The sequence below is a fragment of the Microbacterium sp. genome (genome assembly GCF_047605725.1).
Lineage (GTDB): Bacteria > Actinomycetota > Actinomycetes > Actinomycetales > Microbacteriaceae > Microbacterium.
The window spans coordinates 1-21,112 of record NZ_JASGFE010000037.1; the positions used below are offsets into that span (position 1 = coordinate 1).

The following is a 21,112-nucleotide window of genomic DNA, read 5'->3' on the forward strand; positions in this document are numbered from 1 at the left end:
TCGCTTCACCCTTCGACACCCCGGTCACGTCCCGCACGAACTCCACCGCGTTGCGGTGGCCGGTGCCCTGGACAAGCCCGCCGTGCCCGCGGTCCCTCCCGGACCGGGCGGCGGCGACACCGACGAGCACGGTCCGCAGCATCGCGACCTGCTTCTCCAGCCCCGCCACGGTCCCGAGCGCGTCCCGCACCGACGCATCGCTGAGCAGCACCGCAGACGCGGGCAGTTCCGCGGCATCCACGTTGAGTTCCGCGAACACACCCAGCCGCGCTACCGCGTCGGTGATATCTTCGAGAACTCCCATACCCACAGCATCCCACCACCCTCCGACATTGCAATATATGAGCACGACGCGTGCGGAGCAACGCGATGCGCGGAACGGCCGAAGCGGCCGTGTCCACCGCATCCCGTAGAATCGAGCGTCGGGCCGCGCCCGGCCGCGGGATCGCACTCGCGCCGCGCGACGACAGCCTTCCTCCCGCACACGAACGGAACCCCTCGCCATGGCATCCACCGCAGACATCCGCAACGGCGTCGTCCTCAAGATCGACGGACAGCTCTGGAGCGTCGTGGAGTTCCAGCACGTCAAGCCGGGCAAGGGCGGTGCGTTCGTGCGCACGAAGCTCAAGAACGTCCTCACCGGCAAGGTCGTCGACAAGACCTACAACGCCGGCGCGAAGGTCGAGATCGAGAACGTCGACCGCAGGGACTTCACCTACCTGTACAACGACGGCGAGGGCTTCGTGTTCATGGACATGAGCGACTACGACCAGATCACGGTGGGGGCGGCGACGGTCGGCGACGCGGCCAACTTCCTGCTGGAGAACCAGCAGGTCACGATCGCGCTGAACAACGGCAACGCCCTGTACGTCGACCTGCCGGCATCCGTCGTACTGGAGATCACCTACACCGAGCCGGGCCTGCAGGGCGACCGCTCGTCGGCCGGGACGAAGCCGGCGACCGTGGAGACCGGGTACGAGATCCAGGTGCCGCTGTTCCTGGAGACGGGCACCAAGGTCAAGGTCGACACGCGCACGGGCGACTACCTCGGCCGCGTGAGCTGAGCGGGCGGCGCCTGCCCCATGAGTGCCCGTTCGAAGGCGCGCAAGCGCGCGCTCGACATCCTCTACCAGGCTGACGTGCGCGGCGACGATCTCGCCGCGACGCTCGCGGCCGAGGCCCGGCGCGCCGTGAGCGAGCCGGCGCGCGAGGCGTCGTGGCTCTACGCGCGCGAGATCGTCGACGGCGTCATCGACAACCGCGACGAGATCGACGAGCAGATCGCCACGTTCGCGAAGGACTGGTCGATCGCGCGGATGCCGGCGGTCGATCGGGCCGTGCTGCGCATCGGCGTGTGGGAGATCCTGCACAACGAGCAGGTGCCCACCGCGGTCGCGATCGACGAGGCGGTCGAGCTCGCCAAGGAGTTCTCCACCGACGACTCCGGCCCGTTCGTGCACGGCGTGCTCGCCCGCATCGCCCGCGCCTCCTGACGCTCGAGCTCGCTCAGTGCGACACGGGATCCGTGTCGCACTGAATCCGTGGCAAACTTGACGATCGTGATCGACGACGGTGTTCTACGACGTGCACGGATGCGTGCGCTGGAGCAGGGCACGTCGGTCAACGCGCTGCTTCGTGACGATCTCGTCGGCTATTCTCAGGCCGACCGCGAACTGAGCGCCCGACGCGAGTTCGCTGCGCTCGCCCGCACATCGACGGCGTCGAGCGGCCCCGCAGGGAGGGCCTGGACGCGCGACGACCTGTATGACCGCAACGCCTCATGACCGCGACCTTCCTCGACACGAACGTGCTCGTCTCCGCGTTCGACACGCGCGATCCGGTCAAGCAGAGCCGTGCGATCGAGATCATCGAACGCTCGACCACGCCGCTCGTCGTCAGTGCTCAGGTGCTCGGAGAGTTCTATGTGACGGTGACCCGCAAGCTGCCGACACCGCTGCCGCACGCAACAGCCGCCGCCGCGATCGACAGCCTCAGCCGTGGCGTCGTGATCGAGGCGGATGCAGGCCTCGTCCGAGCCGCCGTCGAGACGTCGGCGCGTTCACAGCTGTCGTACGGGGACGCATTGATCCTCGAAGCCGCCGCCCGCGCTGACTGCGACCGCGTGCTCACCGAGGATCTCGCCGATGGTCGACGATCCGCGGCGTTCGCATCGAGAACGTTTCTCCCGGCCGGCTGAGCTCGCGGGCACCCTGAGCTTGAGCTGCAGGGCGGCGCGCAGTGTCCCTCCACATTGGCCGGGTGGTACAGTGCGGACATGCCCACCGCTCTGCGTCGTATCCAGATCACGCGCACGCCCGAGGTCGAGCGCGCTCTTGCGGTGGGGCAGCGGATGTGGCCCGACCTCCCGCTCAGCGAGCGCATCGCACGTCTCGCCGTGCTGGGCGCGGAGACCGCGTCCGGTGCGGAGGAGGCCGTGCGCCGGCAGCAGCAACGGCGCGAGGCTCTGGTGAGGTACCGCGGAGCGTTCGCGGACGCCTACCCGCCCGGCTACCTCGAAGAGCTTCGCGAGGACTGGCCGGAATGACGACGCTCGATGCGAGTGTGCTCGTCTCGTACTTCGGCGATGACGTGCACACGGATCGCGCTCACGATCTGCTGGGCGTTCCCATGATGTCGTTCCGGCTGCATCCGGCCACCCTCGCAGAGGTGCTGACGGGCCCTGCGCATCGCGGGCTCGAGACCGCGGTGCGGACGGCGGTGGACGAGCTCAGAATCGACCTCTCGATCCCTGAGGCCGACGAGCCGGTTCAGGTCGCGCGCCTGCGCGCCTCGACGGGGCTGAAACTCCCGGACTGCTATGTCCTCGCGCTCGCCGAGCAGACCGGTTCCGCTCTCGCCACGTTCGACGAGCGGTTGACCGCTGTCGCCCGCGATCGCGGTCTGACGGTCGTCGGCGCCTCGTAGCGGAGTCCGCATCGAACGGGATGCCCGGGGCACGGCATCCGTTCTGTTTCCGCGGCCGTGCTCCCGGGCTTCTCAGCCACGCCGTCGTAGACTCGGGAGCTGTTCGACACTGGAGGAGCCATGCGGATCACGGGCCTCGGCCACGCCGGGATGTTCATCGAGACGGCGGGTGGCAGCATCCTGTGCGACCCGGTGATCGGTCCGAGCTTCTTCGGCTCGTGGTTCCCGTTCCCCGACAACCGGGCCCTGGACTGGGAGCGGTTCGGCAAGGCCGACTTCCTGTACGTCTCGCACCGCCACCGCGACCACTTCGACCGTGCGCTGCTGCGCCGCTACATCCGCACGGACATCCCGGTGCTGCTGCCGGAATACCCGACCGACGACCTCGAGACCGATCTGCGCGGGCTCGGCTACACCAACATCGTCTACACGCAGGCAGGCGTGCCGATGGAGTTCGGAGACCTCAAGCTCATGGTCACGCCGCTGCGCGCGCCCAGCGACGGCCCGATCGGCGACTCGTCGTTGAGCGTCGACGACGGGACGGCCAGCATCCTGAATCAGAACGACTCGCACCCGCTGGATCTGGAGAAGCTGCTCGGGTTCAGCAAGCCCGAGGCGTACTTCACGCAGGTCTCCGGCGCGATCTGGTGGCCCATGGTCTACGACCTGCCGCAGGACGCGAAGCGGAACTTCGCGAAGCTCAAGCGCGACGCGCAGAACAAGCGTGCGATGTACTACATCGAGAAGGTGGATGCCGAGCACGTCTTCCCGATGGCGGGTCCGCCCATGTTCCTGCGCGAGGAGCTGTTCCGTTACAACGGCTGGGGCCTGGACGACGATGCGATCTTCACCGACCAGCGGCAGTTCCTGGCGCACATGGCCGAGCAGCGCCCGGACCAGAAGGGGTACGAGTTCCTGCCGGGCACGGTCGTGGAGCTGAACCACGGCGAGCTCTCCGTGACGCAGACGCTGTACACCGACGCGGAGATCGACCGGATCTTCGACGACAAGTGGGACTACCTCGCCGAGCAGCGCGACAGCCGCCAGGACGAGCTTCGCGCGGAGGAGGCGCGCCGCGCACCGGTGCTGCCGCCCGACGAGATGCTCGCCGCGATCAAGCAGTGGTGGGAGCCGCTCATCCGGCGTGCGCGGACGATCCGTAACGGGGTGGGCGGCAACGTGCGCTTCCGCATCGGCGAGCTGGACATGGTGGTCGACTTCCCGAGGGCGAAGGTGCGTGAGTACGCCGGCGAGGAGTGCCTGTACTGGTACACGATCCCGGCCGACCTTGTCTCGACGAACATCGCCGACCACGAGATCGACTGGTCGAACTCGATCTTCCTGTCGATGCAGTTCGAGGTGGGGCGAAGCGGCAAGTTCAACGAGTTCCTCACGACGTTCCTGAAGTGCCTGTCCCGCGACCGCATCGAGTACGTGGAGAACTGGTACGCCGAGCAGTCCGACCAGACCGAGGACGTGCAGCTGGGCGAATGGGTGGTGCAGCGCCGCTGCCCGCACCTGCGCGCCGACCTGTCGAAGACCGGCAAGATCGAGGACGGCGTGCTCACCTGCTCGCTGCACGACTGGAAGTGGGACCTCGCCTCCGGCCGGTGCCTCACCAGCCAGGGCCACCCCATCCGCTCGAGCGAGGTCGAGCACGCCGAGAGCGCCGCGCCCGCGGCCAGCTGACCGCGCCCGCGGCCGGCTCACGCCGGGCACCCGTCCGCTTGGACTCCGCGCCCGGTTCACAACTCAGGCAATTCCCGCCCGGAGGCGCGGTTCGTCTGCGTGCGCACCCGTTCTGCCTGAATTGTGAACACGCGGGCGGGTGTGAGCCGACCGGCCGGGCCGACGGCGTTGGCGCCGGGGCCGGCGCCGGGGCGGTCAGGCGCGGCGGTACTGGCGGGCTCGGCCGGCAATGCCGGCGAAGTGGAACGGCGCGTCCACGCCGGGCTCGACGGCGACGTCGACGCGGCTGTTGAGCTCGGCCGCGGCGGTGTGCAGCGCGCGGTACCGAGGCACGTCGACCGGCGTGCGCGCGGCCAGCAGCGCCTCGGTCTCCTCGCCGCGCGTGTGCGTGCGGTAGTCGTCGCACACCCGCAGCGCGAAGAACTCGCTGACGCTCCCCGACCCGTAGCTGAACATGCCGACGCGGCGTCCGGCGAGGTCGTCGTCGCTGTCGAGCAGCGCTGCCAGCGCGAAATACAGCGACGCGGTGTACGAGTTGCCGATGCGGCGGTTGTAGCCGGTGGATGCCGCCATGAGCTCGGCCCCGAGCGGCACACCGGTGTGGTCGGCGAGGCGCCGATGCGCCTTGACAGCCATCTTGGTGAACGGCTGGTGGTGGCAGAACCGGTCGATCTCCGACACATCCACGCCGCCGTGGGCTCGGTAGTCGTCCCACGCGCCGATCATGCCGTCGAGGTAGGCGCCGATCGACAGCTTGCCGTCGACGACGGCGGTCGCGCTGTCGTTGGGGCGGAAGAAGTCGTCGACATCGGCGGTCGAGATCCCGATGGCCGACTCGAGCTCGGCGATGGCCGGATCGGCCGTGACGAGCATCGCGACGGCGCCCGCGCCCTGGGTGGCCTCGGCGGCCGAGTCGAGGTCGTAGCGGGCGATGTCGCTCGCGACGACGAGCACGCGCTCGTCGGGCCGCCGGGCGACCATGTCCGCCGCCGCCTGCAGCGCCGCGGTCGCGGAGTAGCAGGCCTGCTTGAGCTCGACGACGCGGCAGGTCGCCGGAAGGCCCAGCAGGCGATGCACGAACACGCCGGCGGACTTCGACTGGTCGACGCCGGACTCGGTCGCGAAGAACAGCGTGCGGATGCCGTCCGCCCCGTGTCGCTCGATGATGCGCTGCGCCGCGGCGGCGCCCATCGTCACGACGTCCTCGTCGGGTCCCGGCACGCTCATCTGCTCCTGCCCGAGCCCCACGCGGTACTTCGCGGGGTCGATGCCGGCCGACTCGGCCAGCAGGTCGAGCTCCAGCACGTGGCCGGCGGTGGCGACGGCGAGGTCGTGGATGCCGACGCGGGCGCTCATCGGCGGGCCCCCGTCCGGCGCTCCAGCAGCAGATGCGAGGTCATGAGCTCTCCTTGGTTGGTCTGGGCGGCCAGCAGCGACAGCTCGCCGCACAGCACGGTGGCGGCGATCAGCGCGGCCAGGCGCCGTGCGTTGGCGCCGGGTTCGCGTTCCTCCCGGCATCCGAGCCTGTCGAGCACGTCGTCGACGAACGGCAGATCCTTGCCGTTGCCGACGGTGCCGACGATGAGGTTCGGGAGGGTGCACGAGAAGTACAGGTCGCCCTCGCCGCGCACCTCGGCATAGCTGATGCCCTGCGATCCCTCGACGATGTTGGCGGCATCCTGCCCGGTCGCCAGATAGAACGCGAGCAGCATGTTCGCGTAGTGCGCGTTGGCCGAGCGCAGGGCGCCGGCGATCGTGGAGCCGACGAGGTTCTTGCGCGTGTTGAGGTCGACGATGCGCGCGGCGGTGGAGCGCAGCTGGTCGTGCACGAGGTGCTCGGGCACGAGGATCTCGGCGATCACGTTGCGGCCGCGCCCCAGGATGCCGTTGACCGCGGTCGCCTTCTTGTCCGAGCAGTAGTTGCCCGAGATGGAGCCGTAGCGAAGCTCGGGATGCCACGCCAGCACGCGCTCCATGAACGCCTCCGCGGCGAGGGTCACCATGTTGTGACCCGACGCGTCGCCGGTGGTCAGGGCGAAGCGCACGAACAGGAGGTTGCCGACGATCTCGGTGTCGATGTCGATGAGCCGCGCGTGGCGGCTGCGCTCGGAGACGGTCGTCGCCAGCTCGTCGAACCGCGCCGAGACGTCTCGTGCCGCGGCCGCGGCCTCGGCGGCGCTGTCGGCGACGAACAGCGACGACCGCGTCATGCGCTCGTCGACGACGGAGACCCGGATGCCGTGCTCCACGAGGCGGGACAGCCTCGCTCCGCGCCCCACCGACGGCCACAGCGGCGTCTCGTAGGTCGCCAGCGGCACCTGCTGCTCGCACTCGACGTCGCCGGTGAGGCGGAGCGGGCCGACCCAGCGGGTGGGGATCGGGGTCACGCGGGAGTCGTCGGTCATTCCGGGTTCCTCTCGGAGGGGGGCCTCTCCGCCCCGGCGGGGGGCTCGGAGCGCCGCGACAGGGCCGCCACGTCGATGCCGCGTGCCCGGCAGTACTCGGCGGTCGCGCCGCGTACGACGAGGTCGGTGCCGGTCAGGCGGTCGGGGGATGCCGCGCCCACGAGCGCAAGCAGCGCGGTGAGCTGGCCGGTCCAGTCGCGGACGCGTGCGACGAGTCCTTCGGCGCCCTCGTCGAGCACGGTGGTCAGGAACGACCCGGAGACGCCGACGGCCCGCGCGCCCAGGGCGAGGGCGCGGGCGATGTCGAGCGGGCCGCGTACGCCGCCCGAGGCCAGCAGGGTCGGCGCGTCGGCGGGCGCGTCGAGCAGGCACTCCACGGTCGACTGGCCCCAGCCGGCGAGGTACGCGTATTCGCCGCCGGCGCGGCGGGCGTTCTCGACGCGCGCGAAGTCGGTGCCGCCCGAGCCGGACACGTCGGCGAGGGTCACGCCCAGTGCGCGCAGCCGCGAGAGCGTGCGGGCGCTCAGTCCGAAGCCGACCTCCTTGACGATGACGGGCACCTCGACGGCCGCGAGGAGCGCCTCCAGCGAGCTCTCCCAGCGCGAGAACGAGCGGCTGCCCTCGGGCATGACCGTCTCCTGCACGGCGTTGAGGTGGACCTGCAGCGCGTCGGCGTCGAGCACCTCGACCGCGCGACGCGCGTCGTCGGGGCTGCGCTCGACGCCGAGGTTCGCCATCACGAAACCGTCCGGGTTCTCTTGGCGGATGACGCGGAAGCTGGGGAGGCGCGAGGGGTCGTCCAGGGCTATGCTGATCGACCCCGACGCGATCGCGACCCCCGTCTCGCGCGCGGCGATCGCGAGGTCGCGGTTGATGCGGCCGGTGGCGTCGCTGCCGCCGGTCATCGCGTTGACGTAGAAGGGCAGCGGCCAGCGGGCCCCGGCGACCTCGGTGCCGAGGTCCACGCGGTCGGCGTCGATGCCCGCCAGGGCGTGGTGGAGGAACGCGACGTCGTCGAACCCGTTGCGGCGCGGGCCGCCGGCGTGCTGAGCGGCGACCAGGCGCACGTGGTCGTCCTTGCGGTCGCCGGCCAGGGCGCCCGGCAGGTCAGCGGACATGGGCGGCCCCCTCGGACGGGTGCACCGAGATCGTGAGGTGGCGGATGTCGTGAGCCTCCCACGCGCGCAGCAGCTCGGCGATGTCGGCATCCCTCGGAGCGAGCACGATGCCGCAGTCACCTCCGCCGGCGCCGGAGGGCTTGCCGGCGGCGCCCACGGCCTCGGCGGTGTCGCACAGGGCGGACAGCCGCCCGGTCTCGATGCCGACGCCGGCCTGACGGCCGAGCCGTTGCAGCAGGCGCCGCGAGCGCCGCAGCGCGGCGAGGGCAGCGTGGTCGTCGCCGTGTGCGAGCGCCTCGCGCAGTTCCGACACGCAGGCGCGGGAGTCGAGCAGGAACGCCGGCAGGTCGACCTCGCCGGCACGCACGTGCCGCATGACCTCGTCGACGAGCCGCTCGGTCGAGGCGGGGGAGCCGGTCCAGCCGACCAGCAGGCGCAGCCCGTCGGGTGGGGACAGGCGCACGATCTCCAGGCCCGCCCACGCGTCGTCCGCCCGCAGGAGCGCCGCGATCGCGCCGTCGGCGGACCGCGCGCGCAGCACGCGGCGGTCGGGGGCGCGGTAGCCGATCCAGCCGCCGAACGTGCTCGCGGCGACGTCGCTGCCGGATGCCGTGGGCGCCACCTCGATCGTCGCCAGCAGCGCCAGTTTGTACCGCTCCAGGCGGGTCAGCCCGAAGCCGTAGAACTCGTCGATCGCCTGCACCGTGGCCACCGTGACGGCCGCCGACGAGCCGAGCCCGAACTTGCGCCCGGTGACGTCGTCGAGCCCGCTGTCGATCCGCAGGTCGAAGAAGCGGGGGGCGAGGCCGAGCTCCGCCCGCAGGCGCTCGGCGACGGTGATGGCGGCCAGCACGTAGTCGTACGGGTGGTGATCGCGGTCGATCGTCACGCCGTCGCCGCTGCGGGTCCACTGCAGCGGCACCTGCCCGTACTCGGGGGAGTGGATGCTGCCGACGCCGACGCTCTCGGTCAGCCGCACCGTCAGGTAGCGGTCGACCGCCACGAGCACGGCGGGCTCGCCGGGGGTGACGACGGCGTACTCTCCGGCGATGAAGAGCTTGCCCGGCGCGCGGGCGAGGATCGCGGCATCCGTCACGGCGTCACCGCCTCGGCGCCGAGCTCGACGTGCAGTCCTGGCCCCGGGTGCGCGACGATCAGCTCGGCGAGCCCGGCGAGCGCCGCACGCACGGCGTCGGCGTCGCCGGGCCGACACAGCACGACGACGTTCGGGCCCGCGTCGGCGGTGGCAAACGCGCCGACCCCGTCCGCGCGCAGAGCCTCGACCCGGTCGAGGATCGCGATGCTCGCGGGGGAGAGGTAGCGGATCGGGGGATCGGATGCCTGGATCGCGGCGTGCATGCGAAGCGCGTTGGTCTCGGCGATGCGGCCGAGCCGGGCGACGTCGCCGTCGCGGCAGGCGGCCAGCGCTGCCCGCAGGCTCTGCTCGGTGGAGGAGATCCAGGCGGGGTAGTAGGGGGAGGTGAGCGCCGTGCGCCGCATGGCGTCGCGGCTGGAGACCGGCTTCTCCGACGCGTCGACGGTCGCGACGACCATGGCCAGTGCGGGGGCGTCGACCGGCTCGGCGAACGAGTGCTCGTCGTCTCCGGCGTGCCACACGGCGAAGCCCGCGACGATCGAACGGGCCGCCGAGCCCGATCCGCGCCGCGCCAGCCTGGTGAGCGCACGCTGGTCGAGGTCGAGCCCGTACGCGGCGGCGGCGGCGCCCGCGAGGGCGGCGAAACCGGATGCCGACGAGGCCAGTCCTGCGCCGGAGGGGACGGTGTTCGTGGAGGACACGCGGGCGCGTGTCGTGCTGCCGGCGCGCTCGCGCACGAGGTCGAGGAAGCGGATGACCCGCTCCCGCGGCACGCCCGAGGCCGCCCGGCCGTTCAGCGTGAACGCGTCGGCGTCGAGCGTCTCGTCGAGGGCGACCGTGGTCGTGGTCGGGAAGACGTCGAGCGTCATCGACAGGCTGCCGGTCGCCGGCAGGTTCTGCGCGGCGTCGCGTTTGCCCCAGTACTTCACGAGCGCGATGTTCGGGTGCGCTCGGGCGGTCGCGACGGTCATGAGGTCCGCTCCACGGTCGTGGTCCAGGCGGCGGCCGCTCCGGCGCGCCGGAGCGCTTCGGCGAGATGGTGCGAGACCGCGGCATCCGCCGCCAGCGCGAGGATGCAGCCGCCCCGGCCGCCGCCGGTGAGCTTAGCGCCCCGGGCCCCGGCGTCCCGGGCGGCGCGCACGAGGTGGTCGAGTCCCGGACTGCTGACATCCAGCTGCTGCAGCAGCGCGTGCGCGTCGTCCAGGCGTGTGCCGAGCGCATCGTGATCGCCGCGGCCGAGGTCGTCGCGCGCCTGCACGGCGAGGTCGCCGAGCTCCTCGACGGCGCGGGCCACGCGGGCGGGGTCTGTCGCGCGCTGGGCGTGGACGGCGGCCACGGCCTCGCGGGTTCCGCTCTGGGCGCCCGTGTCGGCGAGGACGAACGCGAACGAGGCGCCGACTGCCACCGGCTCGATGCGCCCGCCGTGGAACCAGATCGGCGCATCGGCCAGCACGGCCCGGGCGTCGAGCCCGCTCGGCGTGCCGTGGGCCACACGCTCGGCCTCCTGGACGAGCTCATGGTGCAGGTCGGCGTCGAGCTCGAGCCCCAGCATCCGCGCGACCGCGCCGACGGTCGCCGCCGCCACCGCCGCGCTCGACCCGAGTCCACGCTCGACGGGCACGGCCGAGCGCACCCGCAGCCGCAGCGTGAGCTCCGACGCGCCGAAGCGCTCGAGCACGGCGCGCGCGGCGGTGACGGTCGGCTGGAGCTGCGCGGGCGCGGCCTCGAGCGGCCCGCGGTACAGCGCGCTGTCGAGCAGGCTCGGTCCCGCCGTCTCGTCGGCGTCGACGTGCACCGCGAGACCGGCGACCGGGAGGGCGATCGCGGGCGCGCCGTGGACGACCGCGTGCTCGCCGAGGAGGATCGCCTTGCCGTGCGCGTCGAAGGCGCCGTGGCGAAGGGCGGTCGACGAGCCGGAGGGGGCAGGGGAGGGCATGGACATAGGGGTAAGGCCACCCTAATCCACTCGCCTCGGCCGAACCTGGGCATCCGCGGGTGCCGACGACTGCCACGTCGCGCGTCCCCTCGCGCGTCCCCTCGCAAGGCCCCGGTGCCCGCCCCGCCCGTTCAGTTGCCCTGGATGTACGCAGAACCGGCGTCGGGACGTACATGTAGGGCAAGTGAACTGAGGGAGCGACGGGGCTTGACGCGCGGGCGCGGGTGGCGCGGGTAGCGGGGGTGACGGGGTGTGCCGGCGAACGCGGGTAGGGTGGAGGCATCAGCAACCTTTAACCCCGTCCCGTGAGGCGGAGAAGGGAGCGGCGGATGCCTGTGCGCACCGTGCTGCACGACGCCGACATCGCCCGGGCGTTGACTCGGATCTCGCACGAGATCCTGGAGTCCAACCGGGGATCCGATCAGCTCGTCGTCCTCGGCATCCCGACCCGAGGCGTTGCTCTCGCCCGCCGGATCGCGGCACTGCTGGGCGAGCTCGGCGGCGACCCGGTGCCGGTCGGCGCACTCGACGTCACGATGTACCGCGACGACCTGCACCGCAACCCGACGCGCGCCCCGCAGCCGACCGACATCCCGGCCGGCGGCATCGACGGCAAGACCGTGATCCTCGTCGACGACGTGCTGTTCTCCGGCCGGTCCATCCGGGCAGCCCTCGACGCGCTGCAGGACATCGGACGCCCCGCCGCGGTGCGCCTGGCCGCGCTCGTCGACCGGGGCCACCGCGAGCTTCCCATCCGGCCCGACTTCGTCGGCAAGAACCTGCCGAGTGCGAGCGACGAGCGCGTCAATGTGCGCCTGGCCGAGGTCGACGGCATCGAGGAGGTGACGATCGAGTCATGAGGCACCTGCTCGACACGAAGACCCTGGGTCGCGAGGAGGCCCTGGGGATCCTCGACGTCGCCGAGGACATGGCAGGAACCCAGCGCCGCGAGGTCAAGAAGCTCCCGACCCTGCGCGGCAAGACCGTCGTGAACCTCTTCTTCGAGGACTCCACGCGTACGCGCATCTCGTTCGAGGCGGCGGCCAAGCGACTGAGCGCCGACGTCATCAACTTCTCCGCGAAGGGCTCGTCGGTCTCCAAGGGCGAGTCCCTGCAGGACACGGCGCAGACCCTGCAGGCGATGGGCGCGGATGCCGTCGTCATCCGCCACGGCGCCTCGGGAGCCCCCCACACCCTCGCCACGAGCGGCTGGATCACCGCCGGGGTCGTCAACGCCGGAGACGGCACGCACGAGCATCCGACGCAGGCGCTCCTGGACGCCTTCACGATCCGCAAGCGCTTCTTCGGCGACGACAGCCGCGGGCGCGATCTCGACGGGCTCGTGGTCACGATCGTCGGCGACGTGCTGCACTCGCGCGTGGCGCGCTCGAACGTGTGGCTGCTGACCGCGCTGGGGGCGCGCGTGACCCTCGTCGCACCGCCCACGCTCGTGCCGCAGGACGTGTCGGCGTGGCCCGTGACGGTGCGCTACGACCTCGATGAGGCGATCGCCGCCCGGCCCGACGCGCTCATGATGCTGCGGATTCAGTCCGAACGCATGAACGCCGCGTTTTTCCCAAGTGAACGGGAGTATTCCCGCCGGTGGGGGTTGGATGCCGAACGCCTGGCCGCACTCGGAACAGGTAGCATCGTGATGCACCCTGGGCCCATGAACCGGGGCCTGGAGATCTCCTCCGCGGCCGCCGATTCGGCGCGCTCCACCGTGCTGGAGCAGGTCGCCAACGGCGTCTCGGTGCGCATGGCCGTGCTCTACCTGCTGCTGGCGGGCACGACGGATTCAGAAGGAGAGACACGGTGAGCGAGACCTTCCTGATCCGGGGCGCGCGCACGGCCGGAGGCGACACGGTCGACCTCGTCGTCGCGGGCGGCGTGATCGAGGCGGTCGGCGCCGGTCTCAGCCGCGCCGGCGCGACCGTGATCGACGCCGCGGGCCTTCTCGCCCTGCCCGGCCTCGTGGATCTGCACGTGCACCTGCGAGAGCCGGGCTACGAGGCATCCGAGACGGTCCTCACGGGTTCGCGCGCCGCGGCGGCGGGTGGCTTCACGACGGTGTTCGCGATGCCGAACACGCAGCCGGTGGCCGACACCGCCGGCGTCGTGGAGCAGGAGCTCGCCCTCGGCGAGGCGGCAGGCTACGCGCATGTGCAGCCCATCGGTGCCGTCACGGTCGGGCAGAAGGGCGAGCGGCTCGCCGAGCTCGGCGCGATGGCCTCGTCCCGCGCCCGTGTGCGGGTCTTCAGCGACGACGGCTCGTGCGTGGCCGACCCGCTCATCATGCGCCGCGCCCTGGAGTACGTGAAGGCCTTCGACGGCGTCGTCGCGCAGCACGCGCAGGACCCGCGGCTCACCGAGGGCGCCCAGATGAACGAGGGCCGCGTGTCGGCCGAGCTGGGCCTGGCCGGCTGGCCCGCCGTCGCCGAGGAGTCGATCATCGCGCGCGATGTGCTGCTGGCCGAGCACGTGGGCTCGCGGCTGCACGTGTGCCACCTGTCCACCGCGGGATCGGTCGACATCGTCCGGTGGGCCAAGAAGCGCGGCGTCGACGTGACGGCGGAGGTCACCCCGCACCACCTGCTCCTCACCGAGGAGCTCGTGCGCGGGTACGACGCCCGCTACAAGGTCAACCCTCCGCTGCGCCGTGATGAGGACGTGCAGGCAGTGCGCGAGGGCCTCGCCGACGGCACGATCGACATCGTCGCGACCGACCACGCGCCCCACCCCGCCGAGACGAAGTCGTGCGAGTGGCCGGCCGCGGCCCACGGCATGGTGGGGCTGGAGAGCGCCCTGCGCGTCGTGCAGCAGGCTGTCGTCGACACCGGGATGCTCACCTGGGACGACGTCGCGCGAGTGATGTCCCGCACGCCGGCCCGCATCGGCCGGCTCGCCACGGCCGGCACGCCGCTGGAGGCGGGCGCCCCGGCATCGCTGACCCTCTACGACCCCGCTCCGGTGCGGGCCTTCACGGCAGACGACCTGCACGGGCGCAGCGGCAACTCGCCCTACCTCGGTCGGGAGCTGCCCGGGCAGGTGCGCTGGACCCTGTACCGGGGCGTGCCGACGGTGTGGGATGCCGCGGTGCTCGACATCCCGGGAGCGCACGCGTGACCCGGGAGGGCGCCGTGCTGGTGATGGCCGCCGCCGCGGCGCTGCTGCTGGGCCTGGCCGCGTGGGGCTGGCGGCGCCGCATCCGTCGCGACAGCGCACTGGCCGCGCCGGTCGGCGAGGTCCCCGACGGCGCGAGCGACCTCGCGCGCTTCGAGGCCCTCTACGTGGCCACCACGCGTCACGACGAGCCGCTGGAGCGGCTCGCGATCCGCGGCATGGGTTTCCGCTCGCGCGCCGGGGTCACCGTGACCGACGCCGGGGTGGCGCTGGACCTCACCGGCCGGCCGCGCCTGTTCCTGGCATCCGACCGCATCGCCGGCGTCGACCAGGCGACCGTCGCGATCGACCGCGTCGTGGAGCGCGACGGCCTGACCCGCGTGGCGTGGCGCGCCGCCGACGACACGATCGTGGACACCTACCTGCGCCCGCAGAGCGCGTCGGCGCGCGCGCTCGCCGACGCCATCCGATCCACCCTCACCCCCACCACTGGAGGCGACGCGTGACCTCGTTCACCCGCGATCCCGCCGTCCTCGTCCTCGAGGACGGCACCCGCCACCGCGGACGCGCCTACGGCGCCCGCGGCACGACCCTCGGCGAGGTGGTCTTCGCCACCGGCATGACCGGCTACCAGGAGACCCTCACCGACCCGTCGTACGCCGGCCAGATCGTGCTGCAGACGGCGCCGCATATCGGCAACACCGGCATGAACGGCGAGGATCCCGAGTCCCGTCGCATCTGGGTCGCCGGCTACATCGTGCGCGACCCCTCGCGCGTGGTGTCGAACTGGCGCGCCGACGAGTCGCTCGACGACACGCTCGTGCGCGACGGCATCGTCGGCATCAGCGGCATCGACACGCGGGCGGTCACCCGCCACATCCGCTCGGCAGGCAGCATGCGCGGCGGCGTCTTCAGCGGAGATGCCGCGGCGCTCGACCCCGAGGAGCAGCTGCGCCTCGTGCGCGAGGCGCCCGCCATGGCCGGCCGCAACCTCTCCGCCGAGGTCTCCGTCGCCGCCGTCGAGGTCGCGCACGCCGCGGCCGGTGTGGAGCGGATCGGGAATCTCGCCGTGCTCGACCTCGGCGTCAAGCGCGCGACGATCGACAACCTGGCCGCGCGCGGGTTCGATGTGCACGTGCTGCCGCAGAGCGCGACGATCGACGACGTGCGGGCGATCGACCCGGTCGCGGTGTTCTACTCGAACGGCCCGGGCGACCCGGCCGCCTCCGGCGACCACGTCGAGCTCTTGCGCGCCGTGCTCGACGACCGGCTGCCGTTCTTCGGCATCTGCTTCGGCAACCAGCTGCTCGGCCGGGCGCTCGGGCTCGGCACCTACAAGCTCCCGTTCGGCCACCGCGGCATCAACCAGCCGGTGCTCGACAAGGCCACCGGCCGGGTGGAGATCACCGCGCACAACCACGGCTTCGCCGTCGATGCACCGATCGAGGGCGAGTTCGACTCGCCGAACGGCTACGGCCGTGTCGAGGTGTCGCACGTCGGCCTCAACGACCAGGTGGTCGAGGGCCTGCGCGCCCTCGACATCCCCGCGTTCAGCGTGCAATACCACCCCGAGGCCGCCGCGGGTCCGCACGACGCCAACTACCTCTTCGACCGGTTCGCGGAGCTGGTCCGCTCGGAGGTGAGCGCGCGGAGCGGATCGTCCCGTCGCGAGGCTGGCATCGGGTCTGGCGGGAGCGCGCCGCAGGCGCGCGGGGGCATGCCGAGCAGAGGGACGATCCCGGAGCGCGCCGGCCAACCGATCGAGACGACCGAGGAAGTAAGCGACTGATGCCCAAGCGTGACGACATCCGCTCCGTGCTCGTGATCGGGTCGGGCCCGATCGTGATCGGCCAGGCCTGCGAGTTCGACTACTCGGGCACCCAGGCCTGCCGCGTGCTGCGCGAGGAGGGCGTGCGCGTCATCCTCGTGAACTCCAACCCGGCGACGATCATGACCGACCCCGATTTCGCCGACGCGACCTACGTCGAGCCGATCACCCCCGAGGTGATCGAGACGATCATCGCGAAGGAGAAGCCGGATGCCATTCTCCCGACCCTCGGCGGACAGACGGCCCTGAACGCGGCGATGGCGCTGCACGACCGCGGCATCCTTCAGGCATACGGCGTCGAGCTCATCGGCGCGAAGGTCGACGCGATCCGTAAGGGCGAGGACCGCCAGATCTTCAAGCAGCTCGTGATCGACGCGGGAGCCGATGTCGCGGCATCGGTCATCTGCCACTCGATGGACGATCTGCTCGCCGGCGCCGCGCAGCTGGGCTATCCGCTCGTGGTGCGCCCCAGCTTCACGATGGGGGGCCTCGGCTCGGGCTTCGCGTACAACGAGGACGACCTCCGTCGTATCGGCGGGGCGGGCCTGCACGACTCGCCCACGAGCGAGGTGCTGCTGGAGGAGTCGATCCTCGGATGGAAGGAGTACGAGCTCGAGCTCATGCGCGACACCGCCGACAACACGGTGGTGGTGTGCTCGATCGAGAACGTCGACCCGGTGGGCGTGCACACCGGCGACTCGGTCACGGTCGCGCCCGCGCTCACCCTCACCGACCGCGAGTACCAGCGGCTGCGCGACATCGGCATCGACATCATCCGGGCGGTGGGCGTGGACACCGGCGGCTGCAACATCCAGTTCGCCGTGGACCCGGCGACCGGGCGGATCATCGTCATCGAGATGAACCCGCGCGTGTCGCGCTCGTCGGCGCTCGCCTCGAAGGCCACCGGGTTCCCGATCGCGAAGATCGCCGCGAAGCTCGCGATCGGCTACCGGCTCGACGAGATCCCCAACGACATCACGAAGGTCACCCCGGCCAGCTTCGAGCCGACCCTCGACTACGTCGTCGTGAAGGTGCCGCGGTTCAACTTCGAGAAGTTCCCCGCCGCCGACCCGACCCTGACCACGACCATGAAGTCGGTGGGCGAGGCCATGGCGATCGGCCGCAACTACGCGACCGCGCTGCAGAAGGCGCTGCGGTCGCTGGAGAAGCGCGGATCGAGCTTCCACTGGGGCGAGGAGCCCCGGTCGGTCGATGAGCTGCTGGAGATCGCGAAGACCCCCACCGACGGTCGTATCGTCGTCGTGCAGCAGGCCCTTCGCAAGGGCGCCACGATCGAGCAGGTCTTCGAGGCGACGAAGATCGACCCGTGGTTCGTCGACCAGATCGGGCTGATCAACGAGGTCGCCGCCGTCGTCGCCGAGGCCGCCGAGTTGGATGCCGATACCCTCCGGCTTGCGAAGGATCACGGCTTCAGCGACGCCCAGGTCGCAGAGCTCCGCGGTGACACCGAGACCGAGGTCCGCGGCATCCGGCACGCCCTCGGCATCCGCCCGGTCTACAAGACGGTCGACACGTGCGCGGGGGAGTTCCCCGCTCTCACGCCGTACCACTACTCCAGCTACGACAGCGAGACCGAGGTCACCCCGAGCGAGCGGACGAAGGTCGTCATCATCGGCTCGGGCCCCAACCGCATCGGCCAGGGCGTCGAGTTCGACTACTCGTGCGTGCACGCGTCGTTCGCGCTGTCGGATGCCGGGTACGAGACCGTCATGGTCAACTGCAACCCCGAGACCGTGTCCACCGACTACGACACGAGCGACCGGCTGTACTTCGAGCCGCTGACGCTGGAGGACGTCCTGGAGGTGCTGCACGCCGAGTCGCGCTCGGGCACGATCCTCGGCGTCGTGTGCCAGCTGGGCGGCCAGACCCCGCTGGGGCTTGCGAAGGGCATCGAGGAGGCCGGCTATACGATCCTCGGCACCAAGCCCGCGGCCATCGACATCGCCGAGGAGCGGGCGCTCTTCTCGCGCCTGCTCTCCGACGCGGGGCTGATCGCTCCGCGCCACGGCACCGCGACCGACGAGGACGGCGCCGTCACGATCGCCGAAGAGATCGGGTACCCGGTGCTCGTGCGGCCGTCGTTCGTGCTGGGCGGGCGCGGCATGGAGATCGTGTACGACACCGCGAGCCTGCGCGACTACTTCGCGCGCATCGCCGACCAGGCCATCATCGGCCCGGGCATGCCGCTGCTGGTCGACCGGTTCCTCGACGACGCCGTGGAGCTCGATGTCGACGCCCTCTACGACGGCGACGAGCTGTACATCGGCGGGGTCATGGAGCACCTGGAGGAGGCCGGCATCCACTCCGGCGACTCGTCGTGCACGCTGCCGCCGGTCTCGCTCGGGCGCACCGAGGTCGACCGCGTGCGCACTGCGACCCTCGCGATCGCGAAGGGCGTGGGCGTGCGGGGGCTGCTGAACGTGCAGTTCGCGGTGTCGGCGGGCGTGCTGTACGTCATCGAGGCGAACCCGCGCGCGAGCCGCACGGTGCCGTTCGTGTCGAAGGCGCTCGGCATTCCGCTCGCGAAGGCCGCCTCGCGCATCATGGCAGGCTCCACGATCGCCGAGCTGAAGGCCGAGGGGATGCTGCCGGCCCAGGACGGCTCGCGCGTGCCGTTGGACGCCCCGGTCGCCGTGAAGGAGGCCGTGCTGCCGTTCAAGCGGTTCCGCACCGCCGACGGGGCCACCGTCGATTCGATCCTGGGCCCGGAGATGCGCTCCACGGGCGAGGTCATGGGCATCGATCGTGACTTCCCGACCGCGTTCGCCAAGAGCCAGGCCGCCGCCTACGGCGGGCTCCCCACCGAGGGAACCGTGTTCCTGTCGGTGGCCGACGACGACAAGCGGGCCGTCATCCTGCCCGCGCACCGCCTGCAGGAGCTCGGCTTCCGTCTGACGGCCACCGAGGGCACGGCCGAGATCCTCGCACGCAACGGCATCCGCGTCGAGGTCGTGAACAAGTACTCGCAGACCCAGGCGACCGGCGAGCAGAACGTCGTCGACCTCATCAACGCCGGCGAGATCGACATCATCGTCAACACCCCCTCGGGCGGACTCGCCCGCGCGGACGGGTACGAGATCCGGGCGGCGGCCGTCGCCGGCGACAAGGCGCTGTTCACCACGATGGCGGTGCTCGGCGCGGCCGTGTCGGCACTCGGCGTGCTGGGGGAGGGCTTCGCCGTGCGCAGCCTGCAGGAGTACGCGCGCGATCGGGCGGGGCGGGCATGACCGGGTTCGGCGAGCGGCTGCGGTCGGCGATGGCCGCACGCGGACAGCTGTGCGTGGGCATCGATCCGCACGAGCAGCTGCTGCACGCGTGGGGGCTGGATGCCACCGCCGGCGGCGCCCGCGAGTTCGGTCTGCGCGTGGTCGAGGCCGCGGCCGGGCGCGTCGCGGTGGTCAAGCCCCAGGTGGCGTTCTTCGAGCGCTACGGCTCGGCGGGCTTCGCGGCCCTGGAGGACGTGCTGGTGGCGGCGCGCGCTGCGGGACTGATCGTCATCGCCGACGCCAAGCGGGGCGACATCGGTTCGACCAACGACGGCTATGCGGCGGCGTGGCTCATGCCCGGGGCGCCGCTGGAGGCCGACGCCCTGACGGTGAGCCCGTATCTCGGGGTGGGGGCGCTGTCCGGTGTGATTGAGGTCGCCCTCGCGCACGGCAAGGGCGTGTTCGTGCTGGCCGCGACGAGCAACCCCGAGGCGGGCGCCTTGCAGCGGGCGAGGGTCGAGGGCGGCCCGCAGACCGTCGCGCGGGAGGTCGTCCGGGAGGTCTCCGCGCTGGCCGGGCCGCGCACGCCGGACGGGGAGTGGTCCTCGATCGGATTCGTGATCGGGGCGACGGTGGACCGCGCGAAGACCGGCCTGCCCGATGTGTTGACCCCGGTCGCGCCGATTCTCGCGCCGGGATTCGGCGCGCAAGGCGCCGCGATGTCCGATCTTGCGGGTATCTTCGATGAGTCGGCCCCGTCGGTGCTGGCCAGCGCCAGCCGCAGTGTTCTGCACGCGGGACCCGACGGACTGGAGGCCGCCATCGACGCCCACAACCGAGAGCTGAAAGCGAGCACTCATGGCTGATCCGCGGACACCCCCCGAGGTCGACCGCGTCGCGGCATCCCGCCGTGCCGTCGCCGCGCGCCGGGAGCGCGCCGCCCTCAAGCGCGACGTGGCGATGCGGGTGATCACCCCGCAAGACCTGCTGCGTCGCGCCCAGCGCGACCCGGCGGCGCCGGCAGGGGCGATGCGCATCACGGAGTTCTTGACCGCGATTCCCGCGATCGGCGAGGGCAAACGCGACCGCATCCTCGCAATGCTCGGCATCTCGCCGGTCAAGCGCCTCGGCGGTCTCGGGGTGCGCCAGCGCGTCGCGCTGCGGCGCTTCCTCGACGAGCGCTGGCCCGAGCCGGCCCCGCGCGCGGACCGCAGCCGACTGCTCGTGCTGGCCGGACCCACCGCGGTCGGCAAGGGCACGGTGGCCGAGCAGGTGCAGGCTCGGCACCCCGAGATCCTGCTGTCGGTCTCGGCGACCACGCGGCCGCCCCGACCGGGAGAGCGGCACGGCGAGCACTACTTCTTCGTCGACGACGCGGAGTTCGACCGACTCGTCGCCGACGGAGCCCTCCTGGAGCATGCGACGGTGCACAACGCGTATCGGTACGGAACGCCGCGAGCGCCGATCGACGCGGCACTGGCGGAGGGCCGGACCGTGCTGTTGGAGATCGACCTGCAGGGCGCACGTCAGGTGCGTGTCGCCGAGCCGTCGGCCGTGCTCGTGTTCCTGCTGCCGCCCAGCTGGGACGAGTTGGTGAGCAGACTCAGCGGGCGCGCCACCGAGGATGCCGAGGAGCGTGCCCGGCGGCTGAAGACCGCGCGCGTGGAGCTGGCGGCGCAGAGCGAGTTCGATTACCGCGTCGTCAACGACGACGTCGCGCGTGCCGCCGAGGCGGTCGCCGCGCTCGCCCGCTGATGGGTTTCCG

22 protein-coding genes are annotated in these 21,112 nt (G+C 71.7%); 15 read left to right on the top strand and 7 right to left on the bottom strand.

The features are described from left to right. A partial coding sequence (locus tag QM641_RS08870) for a hypothetical protein (protein ID WP_415115574.1) occupies positions 1 to 304 on the bottom strand: 304 nt, incomplete at its 3' end. A gap of 199 nt (positions 305 to 503) precedes the next feature. On the opposite strand from QM641_RS08870, the gene efp reads away from it, so the two are divergent. The 7 genes from efp to QM641_RS08905 all read left to right on the top strand — a co-directional run bounded on the left by efp (position 504) and on the right by QM641_RS08905 (position 4,614). Then, complete coding sequence (efp, locus tag QM641_RS08875; RefSeq protein WP_415115576.1) at positions 504 to 1,064, top strand: elongation factor P; 561 nt, start codon at positions 504 to 506, stop codon at positions 1,062 to 1,064. An 18-nt stretch (positions 1,065 to 1,082) separates the two neighbouring features. After that, positions 1,083 to 1,493 (top strand): transcription antitermination factor NusB, encoded by a 411-nt coding sequence (gene nusB / locus QM641_RS08880; RefSeq protein WP_415115578.1) that lies wholly within the window; start codon positions 1,083 to 1,085, stop codon positions 1,491 to 1,493. A gap of 48 nt (positions 1,494 to 1,541) precedes the next feature. Further along, positions 1,542 to 1,784, top strand: a complete 243-nt coding sequence (locus QM641_RS08885) for a hypothetical protein (RefSeq protein WP_415115580.1) — start codon at positions 1,542 to 1,544, stop codon at positions 1,782 to 1,784. Continuing rightward, a complete protein-coding gene (locus QM641_RS08890; protein WP_415115582.1) occupies positions 1,781 to 2,197 on the top strand; it encodes a PIN domain-containing protein in 417 nt (138 codons plus the stop codon). Before QM641_RS08885 ends, QM641_RS08890 begins: the two co-directional genes overlap by 4 nt. A 78-nt stretch (positions 2,198 to 2,275) precedes the next feature. Further along, positions 2,276 to 2,545: a hypothetical protein gene (locus QM641_RS08895; protein ID WP_415115584.1), complete on the top strand. Its 270-nt coding sequence runs from the start codon at positions 2,276 to 2,278 to the stop codon at positions 2,543 to 2,545. Further along, a complete protein-coding gene (locus tag QM641_RS08900) occupies positions 2,542 to 2,925 on the top strand; it encodes a type II toxin-antitoxin system VapC family toxin (protein WP_415115586.1) in 384 nt (127 codons plus the stop codon). Before QM641_RS08895 ends, QM641_RS08900 begins: the two co-directional genes overlap by 4 nt. A 120-nt stretch (positions 2,926 to 3,045) precedes the next feature. Next, the gene (locus tag QM641_RS08905) at positions 3,046 to 4,614 is read left to right on the top strand and encodes a Rieske 2Fe-2S domain-containing protein (RefSeq protein WP_415115589.1); all 1,569 of its coding nucleotides are present in this window, start codon (positions 3,046 to 3,048) and stop codon (positions 4,612 to 4,614) included. A 195-nt stretch (positions 4,615 to 4,809) separates the two neighbouring features. Here QM641_RS08905 and QM641_RS08910 read toward each other — a convergent pair whose 3' ends face one another. The 6 genes from QM641_RS08910 to mvk are packed head-to-tail and all read right to left on the bottom strand — an operon-like array spanning position 4,810 to position 11,169. After that, positions 4,810 to 5,970: a hydroxymethylglutaryl-CoA synthase gene (locus tag QM641_RS08910; protein WP_415115591.1), complete on the bottom strand. Its 1,161-nt coding sequence runs from the start codon at positions 5,968 to 5,970 to the stop codon at positions 4,810 to 4,812. Continuing rightward, positions 5,967 to 7,019 carry a hydroxymethylglutaryl-CoA reductase gene (locus QM641_RS08915; protein WP_415115593.1) on the bottom strand — a complete coding sequence of 351 codons (1,053 nt, stop codon included), beginning with the start codon at positions 7,017 to 7,019 and terminating at the stop codon, positions 5,967 to 5,969. Before QM641_RS08915 ends, QM641_RS08910 begins: the two co-directional genes overlap by 4 nt. Next, entirely contained in the window at positions 7,016 to 8,137 is a 1,122-nt protein-coding gene (fni, locus tag QM641_RS08920; protein ID WP_415115595.1) for a type 2 isopentenyl-diphosphate Delta-isomerase, read from the bottom strand. Before fni ends, QM641_RS08915 begins: the two co-directional genes overlap by 4 nt. Continuing rightward, on the bottom strand, positions 8,127 to 9,233 hold the full coding sequence (locus tag QM641_RS08925; RefSeq protein ID WP_415115597.1) for a phosphomevalonate kinase: 1,107 nt from the start codon (positions 9,231 to 9,233) through the stop codon (positions 8,127 to 8,129). Before QM641_RS08925 ends, fni begins: the two co-directional genes overlap by 11 nt. Beyond that, complete coding sequence (gene mvaD / locus QM641_RS08930; RefSeq protein ID WP_415115599.1) at positions 9,230 to 10,204, bottom strand: diphosphomevalonate decarboxylase; 975 nt, start codon at positions 10,202 to 10,204, stop codon at positions 9,230 to 9,232. The genes QM641_RS08925 and mvaD overlap by 4 nt, the downstream gene beginning before the upstream one ends. Continuing rightward, complete coding sequence (mvk, locus tag QM641_RS08935; protein ID WP_415115601.1) at positions 10,201 to 11,169, bottom strand: mevalonate kinase; 969 nt, start codon at positions 11,167 to 11,169, stop codon at positions 10,201 to 10,203. The genes mvaD and mvk overlap by 4 nt, the downstream gene beginning before the upstream one ends. A gap of 329 nt (positions 11,170 to 11,498) precedes the next feature. Here mvk and pyrR point away from each other — a divergent pair, with 329 nt between their 5' ends. Genes pyrR through gmk form a run of 8 tightly spaced genes read left to right on the top strand, consistent with a single transcriptional unit; the run spans position 11,499 to position 21,102 of the window. Then, positions 11,499 to 12,029, top strand: coding sequence for a bifunctional pyr operon transcriptional regulator/uracil phosphoribosyltransferase PyrR (gene pyrR, locus QM641_RS08940; protein ID WP_415115603.1), 531 nt, complete (start codon positions 11,499 to 11,501; stop codon positions 12,027 to 12,029). After that, complete coding sequence (locus QM641_RS08945) at positions 12,026 to 12,988, top strand: aspartate carbamoyltransferase catalytic subunit (RefSeq protein ID WP_415115605.1); 963 nt, start codon at positions 12,026 to 12,028, stop codon at positions 12,986 to 12,988. The genes pyrR and QM641_RS08945 overlap by 4 nt, the downstream gene beginning before the upstream one ends. Beyond that, positions 12,985 to 14,295 carry a dihydroorotase gene (locus tag QM641_RS08950; RefSeq protein WP_415115607.1) on the top strand — a complete coding sequence of 437 codons (1,311 nt, stop codon included), beginning with the start codon at positions 12,985 to 12,987 and terminating at the stop codon, positions 14,293 to 14,295. The genes QM641_RS08945 and QM641_RS08950 overlap by 4 nt, the downstream gene beginning before the upstream one ends. After that, on the top strand, positions 14,292 to 14,798 hold the full coding sequence (locus tag QM641_RS08955; protein ID WP_415115609.1) for a hypothetical protein: 507 nt from the start codon (positions 14,292 to 14,294) through the stop codon (positions 14,796 to 14,798). Before QM641_RS08950 ends, QM641_RS08955 begins: the two co-directional genes overlap by 4 nt. Next, positions 14,795 to 16,081 (top strand): glutamine-hydrolyzing carbamoyl-phosphate synthase small subunit, encoded by a 1,287-nt coding sequence (carA, locus tag QM641_RS08960; protein ID WP_415115611.1) that lies wholly within the window; start codon positions 14,795 to 14,797, stop codon positions 16,079 to 16,081. Before QM641_RS08955 ends, carA begins: the two co-directional genes overlap by 4 nt. Further along, positions 16,081 to 19,368 carry a carbamoyl-phosphate synthase large subunit gene (gene carB, locus QM641_RS08965; RefSeq protein WP_415115613.1) on the top strand — a complete coding sequence of 1,096 codons (3,288 nt, stop codon included), beginning with the start codon at positions 16,081 to 16,083 and terminating at the stop codon, positions 19,366 to 19,368. Before carA ends, carB begins: the two co-directional genes overlap by 1 nt. Further along, the gene (gene pyrF / locus QM641_RS08970) at positions 19,365 to 20,213 is read left to right on the top strand and encodes an orotidine-5'-phosphate decarboxylase (protein WP_415115615.1); all 849 of its coding nucleotides are present in this window, start codon (positions 19,365 to 19,367) and stop codon (positions 20,211 to 20,213) included. Before carB ends, pyrF begins: the two co-directional genes overlap by 4 nt. Further along, entirely contained in the window at positions 20,206 to 21,102 is an 897-nt protein-coding gene (gene gmk / locus QM641_RS08975; RefSeq protein ID WP_415115617.1) for a guanylate kinase, read from the top strand. The genes pyrF and gmk overlap by 8 nt, the downstream gene beginning before the upstream one ends. The last annotated feature ends 10 nt before the right edge of the window (positions 21,103 to 21,112 follow it).

Bases quoted from the DNA above. Each gene is read 5' to 3' on its own strand.
- efp (WP_415115576.1), top strand. From the start codon at position 504: ATGGCATCCACCGCAGACATCCGCAACGGCGTCGTCCTCAAGATCGAC.
- nusB (WP_415115578.1), top strand. From the start codon at position 1,083: ATGAGTGCCCGTTCGAAGGCGCGCAAGCGCGCGCTCGACATCCTCTAC.
- QM641_RS08890 (WP_415115582.1), top strand. From the start codon at position 1,781: ATGACCGCGACCTTCCTCGACACGAACGTGCTCGTCTCCGCGTTCGAC.
- QM641_RS08895 (WP_415115584.1), top strand. From the start codon at position 2,276: ATGCCCACCGCTCTGCGTCGTATCCAGATCACGCGCACGCCCGAGGTC.
- QM641_RS08900 (WP_415115586.1), top strand. From the start codon at position 2,542: ATGACGACGCTCGATGCGAGTGTGCTCGTCTCGTACTTCGGCGATGAC.
- QM641_RS08905 (WP_415115589.1), top strand. From the start codon at position 3,046: ATGCGGATCACGGGCCTCGGCCACGCCGGGATGTTCATCGAGACGGCG.
- QM641_RS08910 (WP_415115591.1), bottom strand. From the start codon at position 5,970: ATGAGCGCCCGCGTCGGCATCCACGACCTCGCCGTCGCCACCGCCGGC.
- QM641_RS08915 (WP_415115593.1), bottom strand. From the start codon at position 7,019: ATGACCGACGACTCCCGCGTGACCCCGATCCCCACCCGCTGGGTCGGC.
- fni (WP_415115595.1), bottom strand. From the start codon at position 8,137: ATGTCCGCTGACCTGCCGGGCGCCCTGGCCGGCGACCGCAAGGACGAC.
- mvaD (WP_415115599.1), bottom strand. From the start codon at position 10,204: ATGACCGTCGCGACCGCCCGAGCGCACCCGAACATCGCGCTCGTGAAG.
- mvk (WP_415115601.1), bottom strand. From the start codon at position 11,169: ATGCCCTCCCCTGCCCCCTCCGGCTCGTCGACCGCCCTTCGCCACGGC.
- pyrR (WP_415115603.1), top strand. From the start codon at position 11,499: ATGCCTGTGCGCACCGTGCTGCACGACGCCGACATCGCCCGGGCGTTG.
- QM641_RS08945 (WP_415115605.1), top strand. From the start codon at position 12,026: ATGAGGCACCTGCTCGACACGAAGACCCTGGGTCGCGAGGAGGCCCTG.
- carB (WP_415115613.1), top strand. From the start codon at position 16,081: ATGCCCAAGCGTGACGACATCCGCTCCGTGCTCGTGATCGGGTCGGGC.
- pyrF (WP_415115615.1), top strand. From the start codon at position 19,365: ATGACCGGGTTCGGCGAGCGGCTGCGGTCGGCGATGGCCGCACGCGGA.
- gmk (WP_415115617.1), top strand. From the start codon at position 20,206: ATGGCTGATCCGCGGACACCCCCCGAGGTCGACCGCGTCGCGGCATCC.